Origin of the sequence: Kitasatospora sp. NPDC051164 (assembly GCF_044455625.1) — a bacterium.
Taxonomy (GTDB): domain Bacteria; phylum Actinomycetota; class Actinomycetes; order Streptomycetales; family Streptomycetaceae; genus Kitasatospora.
Genome location: NZ_JBITFB010000020.1, coordinates 149,514 through 163,115, shown reverse-complemented (window position 1 = coordinate 163,115; position 13,602 = coordinate 149,514). Strand labels below are relative to the sequence as shown.

At 73.3% G+C, this 13,602-nt stretch carries 16 protein-coding genes; 8 read left to right on the top strand and 8 right to left on the bottom strand.

Annotated elements, in window-relative coordinates; genetic code table 11:
• The first annotated feature begins 167 nt into the window (after positions 1–167).
• Both ACIBEC_RS28535 and ACIBEC_RS28530 read left to right on the top strand, forming a co-directional pair.
• Entirely contained in the window at positions 168–593 is a 426-nt protein-coding gene (locus ACIBEC_RS28535) for a helix-turn-helix transcriptional regulator (RefSeq protein WP_360497804.1), read from the top strand.
• Between the two features lie 5 nt (positions 594–598).
• On the top strand, positions 599–1,015 hold the full coding sequence (locus ACIBEC_RS28530; RefSeq protein ID WP_360497648.1) for a VOC family protein: 417 nt from the start codon (positions 599–601) through the stop codon (positions 1,013–1,015).
• A 92-nt stretch (positions 1,016–1,107) separates the two neighbouring features.
• Here the strand turns inward: ACIBEC_RS28530 and ACIBEC_RS28525 are convergent, their stop codons facing one another.
• From ACIBEC_RS28525 to ACIBEC_RS28515, 3 genes are all read right to left on the bottom strand, one after another.
• Positions 1,108–1,317, bottom strand: coding sequence for a hypothetical protein (locus ACIBEC_RS28525; protein ID WP_360497645.1), 210 nt, complete (start codon positions 1,315–1,317; stop codon positions 1,108–1,110).
• The gene (locus tag ACIBEC_RS28520) at positions 1,314–2,087 is read right to left on the bottom strand and encodes a MerR family transcriptional regulator (protein ID WP_360497642.1); all 774 of its coding nucleotides are present in this window, start codon (positions 2,085–2,087) and stop codon (positions 1,314–1,316) included. Before ACIBEC_RS28520 ends, ACIBEC_RS28525 begins: the two co-directional genes overlap by 4 nt.
• Positions 2,088–2,196: 109 nt before the next feature.
• Entirely contained in the window at positions 2,197–3,432 is a 1,236-nt protein-coding gene (locus ACIBEC_RS28515; protein ID WP_360497639.1) for an FAD-dependent monooxygenase, read from the bottom strand.
• 275 nt (positions 3,433–3,707) lie between these two features.
• On the opposite strand from ACIBEC_RS28515, the gene ACIBEC_RS28510 reads away from it, so the two are divergent.
• Positions 3,708–4,118, top strand: coding sequence for a RidA family protein (locus ACIBEC_RS28510; RefSeq protein WP_360497636.1), 411 nt, complete (start codon positions 3,708–3,710; stop codon positions 4,116–4,118).
• Between the two features lie 42 nt (positions 4,119–4,160).
• Here the strand turns inward: ACIBEC_RS28510 and ACIBEC_RS28505 are convergent, their stop codons facing one another.
• Positions 4,161–5,459 (bottom strand): hypothetical protein, encoded by a 1,299-nt coding sequence (locus tag ACIBEC_RS28505; protein WP_360497633.1) that lies wholly within the window; start codon positions 5,457–5,459, stop codon positions 4,161–4,163.
• Between the two features lie 222 nt (positions 5,460–5,681).
• Positions 5,682–6,518 carry an NAD(P)-dependent oxidoreductase gene (locus tag ACIBEC_RS28500; RefSeq protein ID WP_360497630.1) on the bottom strand — a complete coding sequence of 279 codons (837 nt, stop codon included), beginning with the start codon at positions 6,516–6,518 and terminating at the stop codon, positions 5,682–5,684.
• Positions 6,519–6,583: 65 nt separating this feature from the next.
• Between ACIBEC_RS28500 and ACIBEC_RS28495 the strand changes: the two genes are divergently transcribed.
• Positions 6,584–7,492, top strand: coding sequence for a LysR substrate-binding domain-containing protein (locus tag ACIBEC_RS28495; protein ID WP_360497627.1), 909 nt, complete (start codon positions 6,584–6,586; stop codon positions 7,490–7,492).
• A 110-nt stretch (positions 7,493–7,602) separates the two neighbouring features.
• On the opposite strand, the gene ACIBEC_RS28490 is transcribed toward ACIBEC_RS28495, so the two are convergent.
• Positions 7,603–8,451 carry an HNH endonuclease gene (locus tag ACIBEC_RS28490; protein ID WP_360497624.1) on the bottom strand — a complete coding sequence of 283 codons (849 nt, stop codon included), beginning with the start codon at positions 8,449–8,451 and terminating at the stop codon, positions 7,603–7,605.
• Positions 8,452–8,609: 158 nt separating this feature from the next.
• Between ACIBEC_RS28490 and ACIBEC_RS28485 the strand changes: the two genes are divergently transcribed.
• Positions 8,610–8,777 carry a hypothetical protein gene (locus ACIBEC_RS28485; RefSeq protein WP_360497621.1) on the top strand — a complete coding sequence of 56 codons (168 nt, stop codon included), beginning with the start codon at positions 8,610–8,612 and terminating at the stop codon, positions 8,775–8,777.
• Between the two features lie 113 nt (positions 8,778–8,890).
• Complete coding sequence (locus ACIBEC_RS28480; protein WP_360497618.1) at positions 8,891–9,421, top strand: cupin domain-containing protein; 531 nt, start codon at positions 8,891–8,893, stop codon at positions 9,419–9,421.
• A 381-nt stretch (positions 9,422–9,802) separates the two neighbouring features.
• Here ACIBEC_RS28480 and ACIBEC_RS28475 read toward each other — a convergent pair whose 3' ends face one another.
• The gene (locus ACIBEC_RS28475) at positions 9,803–10,552 is read right to left on the bottom strand and encodes a hypothetical protein (protein ID WP_360497615.1); all 750 of its coding nucleotides are present in this window, start codon (positions 10,550–10,552) and stop codon (positions 9,803–9,805) included.
• A gap of 218 nt (positions 10,553–10,770) precedes the next feature.
• Positions 10,771–11,628: a hypothetical protein gene (locus ACIBEC_RS28470; RefSeq protein WP_360497612.1), complete on the bottom strand. Its 858-nt coding sequence runs from the start codon at positions 11,626–11,628 to the stop codon at positions 10,771–10,773.
• Positions 11,629–12,015: 387 nt separating this feature from the next.
• Here ACIBEC_RS28470 and ACIBEC_RS28465 point away from each other — a divergent pair, with 387 nt between their 5' ends.
• Entirely contained in the window at positions 12,016–12,534 is a 519-nt protein-coding gene (locus ACIBEC_RS28465) for a hypothetical protein (protein ID WP_360497610.1), read from the top strand.
• 74 nt (positions 12,535–12,608) lie between these two features.
• Positions 12,609–13,589: an aldo/keto reductase gene (locus ACIBEC_RS28460; RefSeq protein WP_360497607.1), complete on the top strand. Its 981-nt coding sequence runs from the start codon at positions 12,609–12,611 to the stop codon at positions 13,587–13,589.
• Positions 13,590–13,602: the final 13 nt, after the last annotated feature.

Sequence of the window (13,602 nt, the reverse complement as noted above, 5' to 3'; positions counted from 1 at the left end):
GGCGGCGCGGGCGCCAACCGGCCGCGCCGGAGAAGGGAAGCCGCTTGTCACCGGCGGTCGGTACGGTGGCAGGTGTGTCCTCCCCAGAACCCCGTACGAGCGGTGCGCCCCGTGAGAGCAGCCCCAGCAGTGCGGCCCGAGCGAGCAGCCCGGCCCGTACGGCCCGGGTGCCCCTGGCCGACCTCGTCCGGCTGCGCCAGGCCCGCGACCGGATGGACCGCGACTACGACCAGCCCCTCGACGTGCCCGCGCTCGCCCGCACCGCCCTGATGTCCCCCGGCCACTTCTCGCGCAGCTTCCGCACCGCCTACGGCGAGACCCCGTACAGCTACCTCATGACCCGCCGCATCGAACGGGCCAAGGCGCTGCTGCGGCGCGGGGACCTGAGCGTCACCGACGTGTGCATGGCCGTCGGCTGTACCTCGCTGGGCTCCTTCAGCACCCGCTTCACCGAACTCGTCGGCGAAAGCCCCAGCGCCTACCGCGCCCGCGACCACGAGGACGGCGCCCCGATTCCCGCCTGCATCGCCAAGATCCGCACCCGCCCGGTCCGGCGAACCGAAGCGAAGGGCGGGACCACTCCCGTAGCGTGACCGGCATGAGCATCGAACTCGCCCAGTGCTTCATCGCCGTCGACGACCACGACAAGGCCCTCGCCTTCTACCGCGACGTCCTCGGCTTCGAGGTACGCAACGACGTCGGCTTCGAGGGCATGCGCTGGGTCACCGTCGGCTCACCCGACCAGCCCGACGTCGAGATCGTCCTGGAACCGCCGCTGGCCGACCCGCACGCCTCCGAGGACGACCGCCACGCCGCCGCCGAACTCCTCGCCAAGGGCCTGCTGCGCGGCGTCATCTTCCGCACCGACGACTGCGACGCCACCTTCGAACGCATCCGCGCCGCCGGCGCCGAAGTCCTCCAGGAACCCATGGACCAGCCCTACGGCGTCCGCGACTGCGCCTTCCGCGACCCCTCGGGCAACATGCTCCGCTTCAACCAGCCCCGCACGCGGTAGCGGGCCAGCCCCGGCCCGGTCCACCCCCGTGGGACCGGGCCGGAGCTCGTCCGGGGTCAGGGCTCGTCCCGGGGCCCGGGGCTCGTCCGGGGTCAGCGGGCGAGGCGGTGGTAGTGCCGGTAGGCCTGGAGGGCCTCGGCGGCGGTGACGGCGGGCAGCACCGTCCAGGGCAGGAGGCCCGCCGCGGCGGCGAGGGTGGCCGGGGTGAGGACGGGGAGGGTGGCCGCCAGGGCGAGGCGCAGCCGCAGGTGGTGGGGCAGGTGGTGGGGGAGCCGGGGGCCTTCGGGGGCGGTGGCGGTCATGAGGCCTGGCGGGCCCGGTCGAGGAAGGCGCGCAGCTCGGCCCAGGCGTCGGCCGGGGCGTCGGGGTCGCCGGACATCGCGGCGGGGTCCTCGCGCCAGGCGGTGTGCACGGCGGTCGACAGGGTGGTGTCGCCGCCGCTGAAGAGGCGCCCGAGTTCGTCGAGGCGTTCGGCGATGCGGCGGATCCGGGGGTCGGTGGGCCCGGCCCCGGCGGTGCGCAGGGCCTCGGCGCTGCGGTAGAGCTGGGGCCATTCGACCTCCAGCAGGTAGTGGGCGGCGGGGCCGAGGGCGGCGGCGTGGTCGGCGAGGGCGTGGATCTGGTCGTCGTCGAGGTGGCGGTGCAGGGCCTCCCGGGCGGCGGGGCCGGTCGGGCCGGTGGCGCCGACGGCCTGGACCAGGCGCAGCAGGTCGGTGGTGGAGGGGGCGCGTTCGGCGCTGAGTTCGGTGTGCACGTGGGCGAGGCGCTCGCGCAGCGCCTGCAGGGAGGTGAGGGAGGCCTCGGTGGCGGCCAGGTGCTCGCGCACCAGGCGCACGGGGTCGATGCCGGCGTCCAGGCAGGTGGCGATGGTGTCCAGGCCCAGGCCCAGGCGGCGCAGGGCGAGGATCTGGTAGAGGCGGACGACGTCCTGCTCGGTGTAGGCGCGGTGGCCGGAGGCGGTGCGCCGGGAGGGGGCGAGCAGGCCGATCCGGTCCCAGTGGTGCAGCGTTCGTACGGTCAGGCCGCCGGCCTCGGCGAGCGGGCCGACCTTCCAGGTCTGTTCGGTGGGCATGGCACGAGCATTCCTCCTGACGTCGGGTGAGGTGCAAGCCCGTTTCGGGTTCGGGTTGTTCGGGTTCGGGTTGTTCGGGGTCGGGGTCGGGGTCGGCTTCGGGTGCGGTTCAGGGGTGGGCGGGCCGGGCGGGCAGCGGGTAGTCGGGCAGGTCGATGGCGTCGGCCTTGGCGAACTGGGCGGCGAGCAGGTTGCGCAGCGGCCGGCGGCCCATCCAGCGCATGGAGGCGGCGCGCAGGCGGATCATCAGGGCGCTGTCGGGGGCGTAGCCGGGCAGGCCGCCGGGCGGCAGCTCCTGGGCCTGGGTGACGTAGGGCCGCATCAGCTCCTCGTAGCGGGCGAAGGCGGTGCCGAAGTCGCCTTGGGCGGCGGCGAGTTCACCGGCGAGCAGGTAGGCGCCGACGAGGGCGAGGCTGGTGCCGAGGCCGGTGAGGGGGCTGGGGCTGTAGCCGGCGTCGCCGAGCAGGGCGACCCGGCCGCGGCTGTAGTGGTCGAGGCGGATCTGGCTGAAGGAGTCGAAGGCGAAGTCCTCGGCGGTGCGCATCCCGGCGAGCAGCCGGTCCACCTCCCAGCCGGCGCCGGCGAAGCGGTCGGCGAGCAGGCGCTTGAGGGCGGCGGTGTCGCGGCGCTCGTACGTCAGGGGCGCGGAGCGGAAGCCCAGGGAGGCCTTGACCTCGCCGGGCAGCCGGCCGGGGCGGGCGCCGGCGACCAGCCCGCCGGGGGCGTTGTACATCAGGAACCAGCTGTCGAGGTCGCGGGCGAGCGCGGCGTCGTGGACGGTGAACCAGGCGTGGTAGCCGCCGAGGGGGCGGTAGTGGCCCTCCTCGGGGCCGAAGGCGAGGCGGCGGACGGCGGAGTGCGGCCCGTCCGCGCCGATGACCAGGGCGAAGCGGCGGGCGGGGGCGTTCTCGAAGGTGATGGTGACGCCGTCGGCGTCCTGGGCGAGCGCGGTGACGGTGTCGTCCCAGAGGTACTCGACGCCGTCGGTGGACTCCCGGAGCAGGTCGGCGAGGTCGCCGCGCAGGATCTCGATCTCGGAGACGATGCCCTCGCCCCCGAACAGTTCGACGGGCATCCGGGCGCTCATCCGCCCGCGCCGGTCGACCAGGGCGATGCCGCGCTGCTCGACGCAGAGCGCGCGGGCCCGCTCCATCAGGCCCATCCGCTCGACGACGGTGCGCCCGGCGCCGCGCAGGTCGACGGCCTGCCCGCCGGGGCGCGGGCCGGGGGCGCGCTCGACGACGGTGGGGTTGAAGCCGTGGCGGCGCAGCCAGTAGGCGAGGGCGGGACCGGCGATGCCGCCGCCGGAGACGAGGATGTCGGTGGGGTGGTCAATGCTGCTCACGGGGTTCGCTCCGTCCGTGTGTCCGGCGTGTCCCGGTGTGGTCGGGGTGTCCGGGGTGTCCGGGGTGTCCGGGGTGTCCGGGGTGTTCGACGCTGATGAATGTACGCCGTACGCATCGGCTCAACAAGCCCTGTACTGCAGGGATTTGGGGACGGTGTACTAGTGCGCCAGGGTGCTCGAGGCCGCGCTCCCGGTGCCCGGTCGAGAGCTTTCGCGCAGGCGGGAGGCGGTCGGGGCGGACGGCGACGGGTGCACTAGTGCGGGACGATGGCGGCATGGAGAACACTCGACAGCTGGTGAGCTCCGGCTCACCCCTCGAACCGCGGATCGGCTTCTCCCGGGCCGTACGCAAGGGCCCGTACGTCGCGGTCGCAGGGACCGCCCCCATCGGCGAGAGCGGCACGGCGGTGGCCCAGGGCGACGTCCACGCCCAGACCGTCCGCTGCCTGGACGTCGCCGAGGCAGCCCTGAAGGAGGCCGGCGCCTCGCTCAAGGACGTCGTGCGCACCCGCGTCATGCTCACCGACATCACGCGGTGGAAGGAGGCCGCGCGCGCCCACGGCGAACGCTTCGCGACGATCCGCCCGGCGTGCACGTTCATGGAGGTGTCGCGCTTCATCGACGAGCGGTGGCTGGTCGAGGTCGAGGTCGACGCGGTCCTCGACCAGCGCGGTGAGCGCGAATAGCGTGATCAGCGGCCAGGCGGCCAGGCGGCCCGACGGCGCGGGTCAGTCCGTGTAGCGGGCCGTGCGGTAACCGCCGCGGGCCGTGCGCTCCACCTCCTCGGCGCCCCAGGTGTGCGGCACGGCCAGCTTCCAGCGGGCCCGCAGGACCGCGTGCTCCGCACGGTCCCTCGTCACGAACCACTGCCCCATGCGGCACCACGCCAGCGGCTCGTCGGCCTCCGTCGCCACCGCCCGCACCAACTGCGCCGCCTGCCGGGCCACCTGACCCTCCAGCGCGTCCTGCGCCTCGGCGGCGTCCTGCGCCTCCAAGTACTGGTTCATCCGGTACGTGGCCTGGTCACCGTGCTGGAACATGGCGTACTCGGAGCCGCCCGCCATGTGCAGCCTGCCGTTCTCCGTGGCCACCGTGCCGCTGCGCACGACCTCTTCCTGGGCGTCGAGTGCGATCCCCCCGTTGAGCCGGTTGAGCAGCTTGGCCTTCTCGGGGGTGGCTTCGGGGATCTGGCCGCCGCCCGTGCCGCCCTGCGCGGAGTACACCTCGTGCAGGTCGTAGTCCCCGGTGTAGAGGTAGTGCTTCCATTGCGGGTCGGCCTTCAGCTGGGCCAGCTCCGGGCCGCCGTCCTGCGCCGCCATGTCGAGCGGCACGTACTGCTCGCCCCTGGCGCCGGTCCGTACGATCCCCAGGTCCAGGACCTGCTGGGGCGGGTGGTCGATCCGGATGCCGATCAGGCCCTGGTCGCTCCAGTGGCCGACGAAGCCGCTCAGGTCGTGGTCCTTCAGCCAGCGCAGCACGGTCGCCGGGTCGCCCTGCGCCTGCCCGGGCCCGGTGCCGTACTTGCGACGGACGGACGAGGGCTTGACGGACTTCTCCAGGATGGTGTGCGGCTTGGGCTTGGCGCCCTCCGCGATGCGCCGGATGGAATGCTCCCCGGTCTCGCGGACGGCGATGGTGTACTTGTGCTTCCGGCACACCTCCGCGATGGCGGCCCAGTGGTTCTCCCACACGATGTTCCGGAGCTCGGACGCCCGTCCGCCGGGTGTGACGGTCCCCTCCTTGTACGTGGCGGCCTCGCAGACCCTCAGTACGTTGTTCGGGTCGAGCTGTTCGCGCGCCACGCGCTGGAGTACCGGCACCGTCTGACGGTCCGCCGGGCCGGAGCCGTCCCGGCGCCTGGCGATCATGCGGGACGCTGCCGCGTTGCCGACGGTGCGTTGCAGGGCCGCGCCGGCCTGCGGGGGCACCGTTCCGGCGTCGGATCGTGCACCGGCGCCGGGCCGTCGGGCCGGGCCCGCGTCGCGATGAGGACGCTCGGCCTTCTCCGGCTGCTGCCTCGCGTGCATGCTGAAACCCCCTCGCTCCCTTACGGTCCCCCTTGTCTCCGTTTATACAGGGGCCGTTGGCCGGACGTGGAGGGAAGTTCCGGCCTCACTCGCCGAGAGCCGTGCCCTCGCGGCGCCGCGCCACCACCACCTGTTCGATCGAGGTCGGGCAGGTGGCGCATCACTCACCCCGCAAAGGCCCATGCGACCAGCACCCCGATCAGATGATCCGCAGGAAACGGCCTAGCCCCGTCGCAGGGCCCTCACCACCGCCGACAGGTCCTCCTCGGCGATCGACGGGTCCGCCAGCAGCACCTCGCGGGCCGCCGACAGGACCGGGCCGCCGCCCGCCAGGGCGAGGTCCTTGGCGGCCAGGCGGACCGGGAAGTCCGACTCGGCGCTGTGCGCCCGGGCCACCACCCCCGCGAGCGGCCCGGCCGACAGCACCTCCCGCGCCAGCTCCTGCGGCACGCCCAACTCCTCGGCCACCGCCAGTACTTCGCCGACCACCGTGACCGAGGCCACGATCGCGCCGATCACCACCACCTTCAGCGCCGCGCCCGACCCCGGGCCGCCGCAGCGCCGCACCCGGCCCAGACGCTCCAGGACGGGCTGCGCACGGTCCAGGTCGGCGTCCTCGCCGCCCGCGAAGACCAGCAGGTCGCCGGTCGCCGCCGGTCCCACACTGCCGACCACCGGGGCGTCCACCAGGCCGACGCCGTCCGGGAGTTGCGCGCGCAGCCCGGCGGTGGCGCGCGGGCCGATCGAGGACATGTCGATCCACAGCGTGCCCGGCGCCAGCTCCGCCGCGAACCGCCCGGCCACCTCGGCGACGGCCGCCGGGTCGGACAGCATGGTGACGACGACGTCCGCACCCCGCACCGCCTCCGCCGGGGTCGCGGCCTCGGTGAGGACGGCGTCGGCGCGACCGTCGGTTAGGCCGTCGGCGAGGCCGTCGGCGAGGGTGTCGATACGGCCGGGGGAGCGGTTCCAGACGGTCAACGGGTGGCCGGTGGCGGCGAGGCGACGGGCCATCGGCAGGCCCATCCGGCCCAGTCCCAGAAATGCGATCTTCTCCATGGCCGCAACGCTAGGCAGCCACAACCCAGGCGACAAGCGAATGTCTCGCATGGTAGGCATGCGGAATGGACATGGCTTGGCTGGACGTCTTCCGCACCGTCGCACACCTCGGCTCCTTCACCGCCGCCGGAGAACGGCTGGGCTTCACCCAGTCCGCCATCTCCCGCCAGATCGCCACCCTGGAAGGCGAGTTGGGCACCCCACTGTTCGACCGCCTGGCCCGCGGAGTGCGACTGACCGAGCACGGCCGGGCACTGCTGCCACACGCCGAAGCCATGCTGGAACGCCTCGACACCACCCGGCGCGACCTCGCCGCACTCACCGAACTCACCGCCGGACAGCTGCGGGTGGGCGCCTTCGACAGCGCCAACGCGGCCCTGGTCCCCGGCGCGCTCGCCGCCTTCCGCACCGCACACCCGCAGGTGGCGATCAGCCTCACCGAAGGCCTCTCGGCCCACCTGCTCGAGCTGCTCGGCAACGGCGCGATCGACCTCGCCGTGGTCGCCTCGTACGGCGAACTCACCGACGAGGCCGAACAGTTCGACCTTCGGCCACTCCTGGACGACCCCGTGCTGGTCGCCCTGCCGCCCGGCCACCGCCTCGCCGGCCGACGGCGCCTGCGACTGGCCGAGCTCGCCGAAGAACCCTGGATCGCCGCCCGCCGCCACGCCGAAACCACCCTCCTCGCGGCCTGCCTGCGCAGCGGCTTCCAGCCCCGCATCGAATACGCCGTCTCCGCCTGGACCGCCAAACTCGGCCTGGTGGCAGCCGGCTTGGGCCCCACCCTCATCCCTTCCCTGGCCGCCCGCGCCGCCCGCCCCGACCTCGCCCTCATCCCCCTGCACCCCGACGACACCCCGGTCCGGCACGTCTACACGGCCACCCGCAGAGGCCGGCGAGTACCGCCGGCGGTGAAGGGCTTCACGGACTTCCTGCGGGAGGCAGCGGACGCGGGCGCGGAGGCGGGGGAGTAGGGGGCACGCGGGTCCGCGCCCCATCGGACCGGGGCCGGCTCCTCGGTGGAATGTGCCACTTGTGGGGCCGGTGCATTTGCGGGGAGATCCACGAGGGAGAGCGTGGTACGTCAGTCACGCAAGCCTTCGACAAGCTTATCCATGCCGAGATACGGGAACTCCCGCTTGAGATCGTCCGCCGAGTACTCCGGACGGTAATGCTGGAACCGCAGCATCTCGTCCGGACCGCGGGTGACTGTAATGAACCCGATGTCAAAGCGGTAAACCGGATCGAAAGACTCTCGCACGGCGCTCAGGAGGAAGTTCGCCGCCGCTGAAGTCTGCATCGTGAGCAGGTGTACGATATCGCAGTTGTCGTCGAACTCCTTCCCCAGTCTCTCGTACATTGGCGGATCCCAAGGAATCTCCTTGTACTTGGCATGCAGCTCCAGCTGGCGAGGATCCCATCGGGCGTTCTTGAAATGGATGTCCAGGAACTGCATGAGGTCGCCCCATGCGAGCGAGAAATTCTTGAATGCCCTCGCGAGCTGCCGGTAGTCGCCAGGCGGAAAGAAGCGACTCTTCACCCAGGTATGGGAATTCTGGAGGTGGCTGAACCGTTCCGATGTCATGCGTGGGTGCGGAGAGAGCAGCCACGATGTCCAGGCATCCCAGTCATCAAGCAGAACCTGACGCTCCCACTCGCTCAGGAGTGCCGCCATATTCTCGTCCTTGGCTTGGCGTTCTTGCGAATGGCGATCGCGTTGCCGCTTCACCCGCTCCTCGTGCTCGGATTTCATCACGAGCAATTGGTCGACCGAGAAGAATTTCCCGTTGGCGGAGTCGATCACTTTGTGATGCTCTTCGCACAGCAGGATCATGTTGGCGTATGAGTCGCGTTCGGGCTTGGGCATGCGGGGGTCGGCCCTGGGGCCGCCGTCGTTTTCGGCGATGATGTGTGCTTCCTCGCCCAGTGTCACACCGACTCCCGAGTCGTCCTCCGTATATCCCCCGAGATCCGCCACCAGTTCTCTGGGACACTCAGGGAAGGCGCACTCGTTGCCTGAGCGCCCCCAGAGCATCTTCCTGTCCTTGGCCGAAATCCCCACGATACCCCCGACCGGCGCCCGGCTTGGTGATGGACAAAGCATTCGGCTCTGTCGGGGTAAGCGTACTCCCGGGCAACCTGCCGTTCGGCCGTATCGCCTGTATCGCCCGCTGCTGCCCCCTTTCCGGCGGCACCGCCATCAACATGCTGCGCCGCATGGTGGCGAACCTGGGCGGCAACGGGAACCTCCCCGACTGACCGCCGACTCCTGCGCCATGGCGGGATGCCCGGAGGCCGGAGGGGAATTGACCCATGAAAACGGCCTCTGATTGCCACATGACCATGGGTCTATTCGGCCGTAGATTGATCACATGACGACGACGAAGAACATCCCCGCCACCGCCACCGCCATCGCTGCTGTCGCGACCCCCGTCCTGACCCGCTGCGCCGAGGCCGAAACCTGCGCCGACCCCAGCGCCACCATGACCCTCCTCGCCGAGACGGACCCGGGTGCGGGCGGCTTCACCGTCTACCGCTCCACCTTCGCCGAGGGCGCCGCCGGGGCCCCCTCGCACTTCCACACCCGGGCCTGGGAGCTGTTCTTCGTGATCAGCGGCTCGCTGGAGGTACTGGTCGGAGAGGAGGTCACCGTCCTGGGCGCGGGCGACTTCCTCGCCGTGCCCCCGCACACCCCGCACGCCTTCGCGGCCGCGCAGGGGGCCGAGGCCGACGTGCTGTTCATGTTCACCCCCGGCATGGAGCGCTTCGACTACCTGCGCCTGCTGGGCAGCGTCATGCGCGGCGAGACCGCGCCGGCGGCGATCGCCGCCTCCTCCGAGCGCTTCGACAACCACTACGTCGACAGCCCCGCCTGGCGCGAGGCCCTGGCGAGCCGCGCCTGAGCGGCGGGGCCCCTCCCGGGCCGCCGGAGGCTCGGCGGGCCGGGACGGCCCGGGTGTGGAACGGTGGAAGACCAGGGTGTCCCGGTTGCGAGAGGAGAGGCCATGTCGTCGAAGCGCCGCCGCAAGAAGAAGGCCCGGGCCAGGCGCGGGGCCAACCACGGCCGCCGCCCCCAGTGCTGAACGGCTGAGCAGCTGAGCAGCTGAGCAGCTGAGCGGCTGACCGCGCGGCCGTCGGTGGCATCCCGCCGACGGCCGACAGCTGACGGCTGACAGCCGCGCCCGTCCGCGTTCGGCACCGCCCGCCCGTCACTGGACGGCGCGGGCGGTGCTCCCCCGTGCCTCCAGGTTCCCCAAGCGCGCCTGAGATCGAGGCCGCTGAGGTCAGATCAGTCGCCCGCGCCCCGCGAAGCCGCCGCGCGGCACCACGTGGTACTGGCGGTGGTCGTGCCCGTTCGCGCCCAGAACCAGCTCCAGGACCACGCCCTGCCCGCCCGCGCGGGCCTCGCGCAGCAGCTGCGCCCCGTCCGCGTCCGCCGGGGTCCGGTCCGTCCTGAAGCGCCGGCTGATGTACGGGCCGTTCGGTTCGGGGTCCGGGCGCAGGATGCCGGACCGGTCCCAGTTCAGCCGCGCGACGGGGCTGAACAGGTCGGGGGAGTCCATCGGCAGGCCCTCCTGGTTGATGCCGCCGTTGCGGTACCAGCGCAGCGCGTGCTCGACGGTCCCGCCCGCGCTCGGCCTCTGGTCCCGGGCGCACCACTCGGCCACGTCCGCCGCCTCGATCCTGGGCAGCACGTCGGTGATGTCCTCCCGGACCACGAAGTAGGCCCGTGCGGAGATCCGGCAGAGCAGTAGCGCATCGGCGTCGGAGAGACTGTGGAGCACGGCGAGGCCGTCCGGGCGGACGGAGAAGTCCCTGACCTGGGTCAGCACGTGCTCGACGCCCTCCACCGCCCCCAGTGCGTCCACCAGTTCCCGGATCCGCTCCCGTTCCGCCGCCCTCGCCGCCCGCGCCCGCGGCGAGTGGATCAGGGCGACCATCCGCCGGTCGGTGGGCCAGTGTGCGCGCAGCGCTCGGAAAGCCTCCCAAAGCCGGGACAGCGGATAGAGGAGGAGGTACAGGATGCTTTCCACCGGCCGGAGGTCCTCTCGGGTCGCGCACGCCTCTGCGCCCACACCCTGCCCCGCCCGCGCCCCGGACCGCAATCCGCTTCCGTACTCAATTCCCCTCCGTGGGCCCACGGTTGCCGAGCGCGCCCACCCCGCGATCCCCGCGATCCCCGCCGCCCCGGGCGGCCTGCGGCTGCGTGGGAAGTCGGAGGGGCCGACTTCCCGCGCAGCGGGCCGGGTCGTCAGGGCTGGGCGAGGTAGGAGGCGACGAAGGCGTCCAGGTCGGCGAGGGCGGAGGCCAGGTCGGAGGGGGCCAGTTGCCTGCCGGTGGTGCTGGTGGCGAGGAAGAAGCCGAGGGCGGCCTGGCAGGTCGGTACGGGGGAGGCGGCCGTCGGCACGGTGCAGCTGATCTCCTGCCCGGGGCCGCCGGGGGTCTGGAACGCCACCAGGGCGACCGTGCGGTCCGGCCCTCCGCTCGCGGGAAGGTTCGGCTCGCGGGTGCCCGCCGGGACGCCGACGGCGGTGAGGAACACGCCCGGGGCGTGGACCGGGAGGGCGTGCAGGCGGTCGGCGCCCTGGCGCGGCGGGGAGTTGCAGATGTTCGGCGCGGCCGCGGCCTGGGGCACGAACGGGCAGGCCAGGTCGATGTTCGTCTGCGCGCCGCCGCTGACGAAGACGGCCTGCACCACCGAGGCGAACCGGGTGCCGGCCGGGTTGGCGACAGGAGCGCCGGGGTGGACGAACGCCTGCTCTCCGCCGTCGCCGCTGAAGAAGACCACGTCACAGGTCCAGTCACCCGGCGCGACGAGGTACTGGACCTCGCCCGGGTACCGGGCGGCGAACACCGCGGCCGAGGACGGCAGTGCGACGCCGTCCGGCACCGCCACCGAGGACGGCGCGGCCGCGAGCGGCGGCAGGCCCGGAGCGAGCGCCTCGGCCGGACACGCCCGCACCGGCGCCGTACCGGCGGCCGCGGCAGGCCACGCCCCGTACGCGAACTGGCCACCGCCCGCGAGCACCGCCGCCGCGACCAGGACCCCCGCCCGCACCCGCCGCGCCCCCGTCCGGCGCCCGGCGGCCGTGCCACGCGTGCCACGCATACCCCACCTCCAGGGCGAAAAGGTCCGAGCGGCCACGGCGGGTCACCGATCCCGTTCCGGAGCCGCCCGCCAGGCGGTCACGCCACCAGCGTAGATCCGCCACACCAGCCCCGCGCGCCGTACACCCCGCCCCCGCCCCCGGGCCCTGCCGCCCCTGGACCCTGCCGTACCCGGCCGTACCCGGCCCAGGAGTGACTGTCCGTCAGATTCCCGCGCCCGGGGAATCGCCACGCCCGCACCGGCAACTCCCCCTCCCCGACGATCCGACGCCACCCCGACCCGGCGGCCCCGTCCCGGGGGCGGGTTGAGCCGCCGGGCGGCGTTCGGCCGTAGACGTGGAAGGGGCGCCGCCGGTCGGAGGGGGCGCCGGGGCGTCAGGAGGCGGGCATGCTCAGGTATCACGGCGCGTGGCGGATCACGGTGATCGGGCGCAGCGCCGACTTCGACCAGCGGGCGGTCGTGCGCGGACCGTACGGCAGCCGGGTGCTGGCCGGGCGGGTCGGCGCGGCGCTGGAGGTCGACGAGGAGAGCTGGACGCTGTCCCTGGAACACCACCTGTGGGGGCGCAGCTGGCAGCCGAACCTGCGTACCACCCCCGGACCGGTCACCGAACGCGACGGTGTCCGCAGCCAGTTGCTCACCAGCAACGACTGCCACTGGCCGGGCAAGGCGCTGGACTACGTCAACTTCGTGCTGCGCCTGGACCAGGTCTTTGCCACGACCCCCGCGCCGGTGCGCGCCGTCCGTCTGACCGAAGTGCCGATCGACGCGCCCCTCCAGGCCGTCCGCACCTCGTCCTCGGACTGGTCCGAGCCCGGGCCCACCGCCGCCCCCGCGACCCGGCCGGGGGAGACCGCCGCCCCCGCGACCCGGCCGGGGGAGACCGCGCGCCGGGCCGCCTGGTAGCCGGCCGGCGCCCGCCCGGGCCGGCACGGCTAAAGTCCCAGGTGAGCACCCGTCGCGCCCGAGGAGACCACGCCATGCCGACCGACCCCGCCCGTCCGGAGCCCGCGCGTCTGGGACTGGGCACCGCAGCCGTCGGCCGGCCCGGCTACATCACCCTGGGGCGCGACGCGGACCTGCCCGCCGAACGCACCGTCGAGGCGCTGCGCGAGCGCACCCACGCCCTCCTCGACGCCGCGTACGCCGCCGGGGTGCGCTACCTCGACACCGCCCGCTCCTACGGCCGCGCCGAGGAGTTCCTCGCCCACTGGCTGGACGAACACCCCGAGGCGGCGGCCGAGGTGACGGTCGGCAGCAAGTGGGGCTACACCTACACGGCGGGCTGGCAGGCGAACGGGGTCGCCGCGCACGAGGTCAAGGAGCACTCGACGGCGGTGTTCGACCGCCAGATCCGCGAGACCCGCGCCCTGCTCGGCGACCGCCTCGACGTCTACCTCGTCCACTCCGTCGTGCCCGGCAGTCCCGCCCTCACCGACCCCGCCCTGCACGAGCGCCTGGCCGCCCTCGCTGCCGAGGGCGTGCGGGTGGGCCTGTCCACCAGCGGCCCCGCCCAGGCCGACACCATCCGCGAGGCCCTCGCCGTCACCGTGGCCGGCCGCCCGCTGTTCACCGCCGTCCAGGCCACCTGGAACCTGCTGGAGACCTCCGCCGCGCCCGCCCTCGCCGAGGTCCACGCGGCCGGCTGGCTCGTCGTGGTCAAGGAGGGCATGGCCAACGGCCGCCTGGCCGGCCGCAACGCCACCGGCCCCGACACCGCCGCCCTGCGCACCCTCGCCGCCCGCACCGGCACCACCCCCGACGCCCTCGCCCTGGCCGCGGCCGCCGCCCAGCCCTGGGCCGACGTCGTCCTGTCCGGCGCCGCCACCCTCGACCAGCTCGCCTCCAACCTGACCGCGGCCGAGGCCCATCCGACCCCGCAGGACCTCGCCGCCCTCGCCGCCATGGCCGAGCCCGCCGAGGCGTACTGGCACACGCGCTCGCAGCTGCCCTGGGCCTGAGCGCACTCCTGAG

Coding starts and splice junctions, on each gene's coding strand:
- ACIBEC_RS28530 (WP_360497648.1), top strand. CDS start 599: ATGAGCATCGAACTCGCCCAGTGCTTCATCGCCGTCGACGACCACGAC.
- ACIBEC_RS28525 (WP_360497645.1), bottom strand. CDS start 1,317: ATGACCGCCACCGCCCCCGAAGGCCCCCGGCTCCCCCACCACCTGCCC.
- ACIBEC_RS28520 (WP_360497642.1), bottom strand. CDS start 2,087: ATGCCCACCGAACAGACCTGGAAGGTCGGCCCGCTCGCCGAGGCCGGC.
- ACIBEC_RS28510 (WP_360497636.1), top strand. CDS start 3,708: ATGGAGAACACTCGACAGCTGGTGAGCTCCGGCTCACCCCTCGAACCG.
- ACIBEC_RS28505 (WP_360497633.1), bottom strand. CDS start 5,459: ATGCACGCGAGGCAGCAGCCGGAGAAGGCCGAGCGTCCTCATCGCGAC.
- ACIBEC_RS28500 (WP_360497630.1), bottom strand. CDS start 6,518: ATGGAGAAGATCGCATTTCTGGGACTGGGCCGGATGGGCCTGCCGATG.
- ACIBEC_RS28495 (WP_360497627.1), top strand. CDS start 6,584: ATGGACATGGCTTGGCTGGACGTCTTCCGCACCGTCGCACACCTCGGC.
- ACIBEC_RS28485 (WP_360497621.1), top strand. CDS start 8,610: ATGGACAAAGCATTCGGCTCTGTCGGGGTAAGCGTACTCCCGGGCAAC.
- ACIBEC_RS28480 (WP_360497618.1), top strand. CDS start 8,891: ATGACGACGACGAAGAACATCCCCGCCACCGCCACCGCCATCGCTGCT.
- ACIBEC_RS28470 (WP_360497612.1), bottom strand. CDS start 11,628: ATGCGTGGCACGCGTGGCACGGCCGCCGGGCGCCGGACGGGGGCGCGG.
- ACIBEC_RS28465 (WP_360497610.1), top strand. CDS start 12,016: ATGCTCAGGTATCACGGCGCGTGGCGGATCACGGTGATCGGGCGCAGC.
- ACIBEC_RS28460 (WP_360497607.1), top strand. CDS start 12,609: ATGCCGACCGACCCCGCCCGTCCGGAGCCCGCGCGTCTGGGACTGGGC.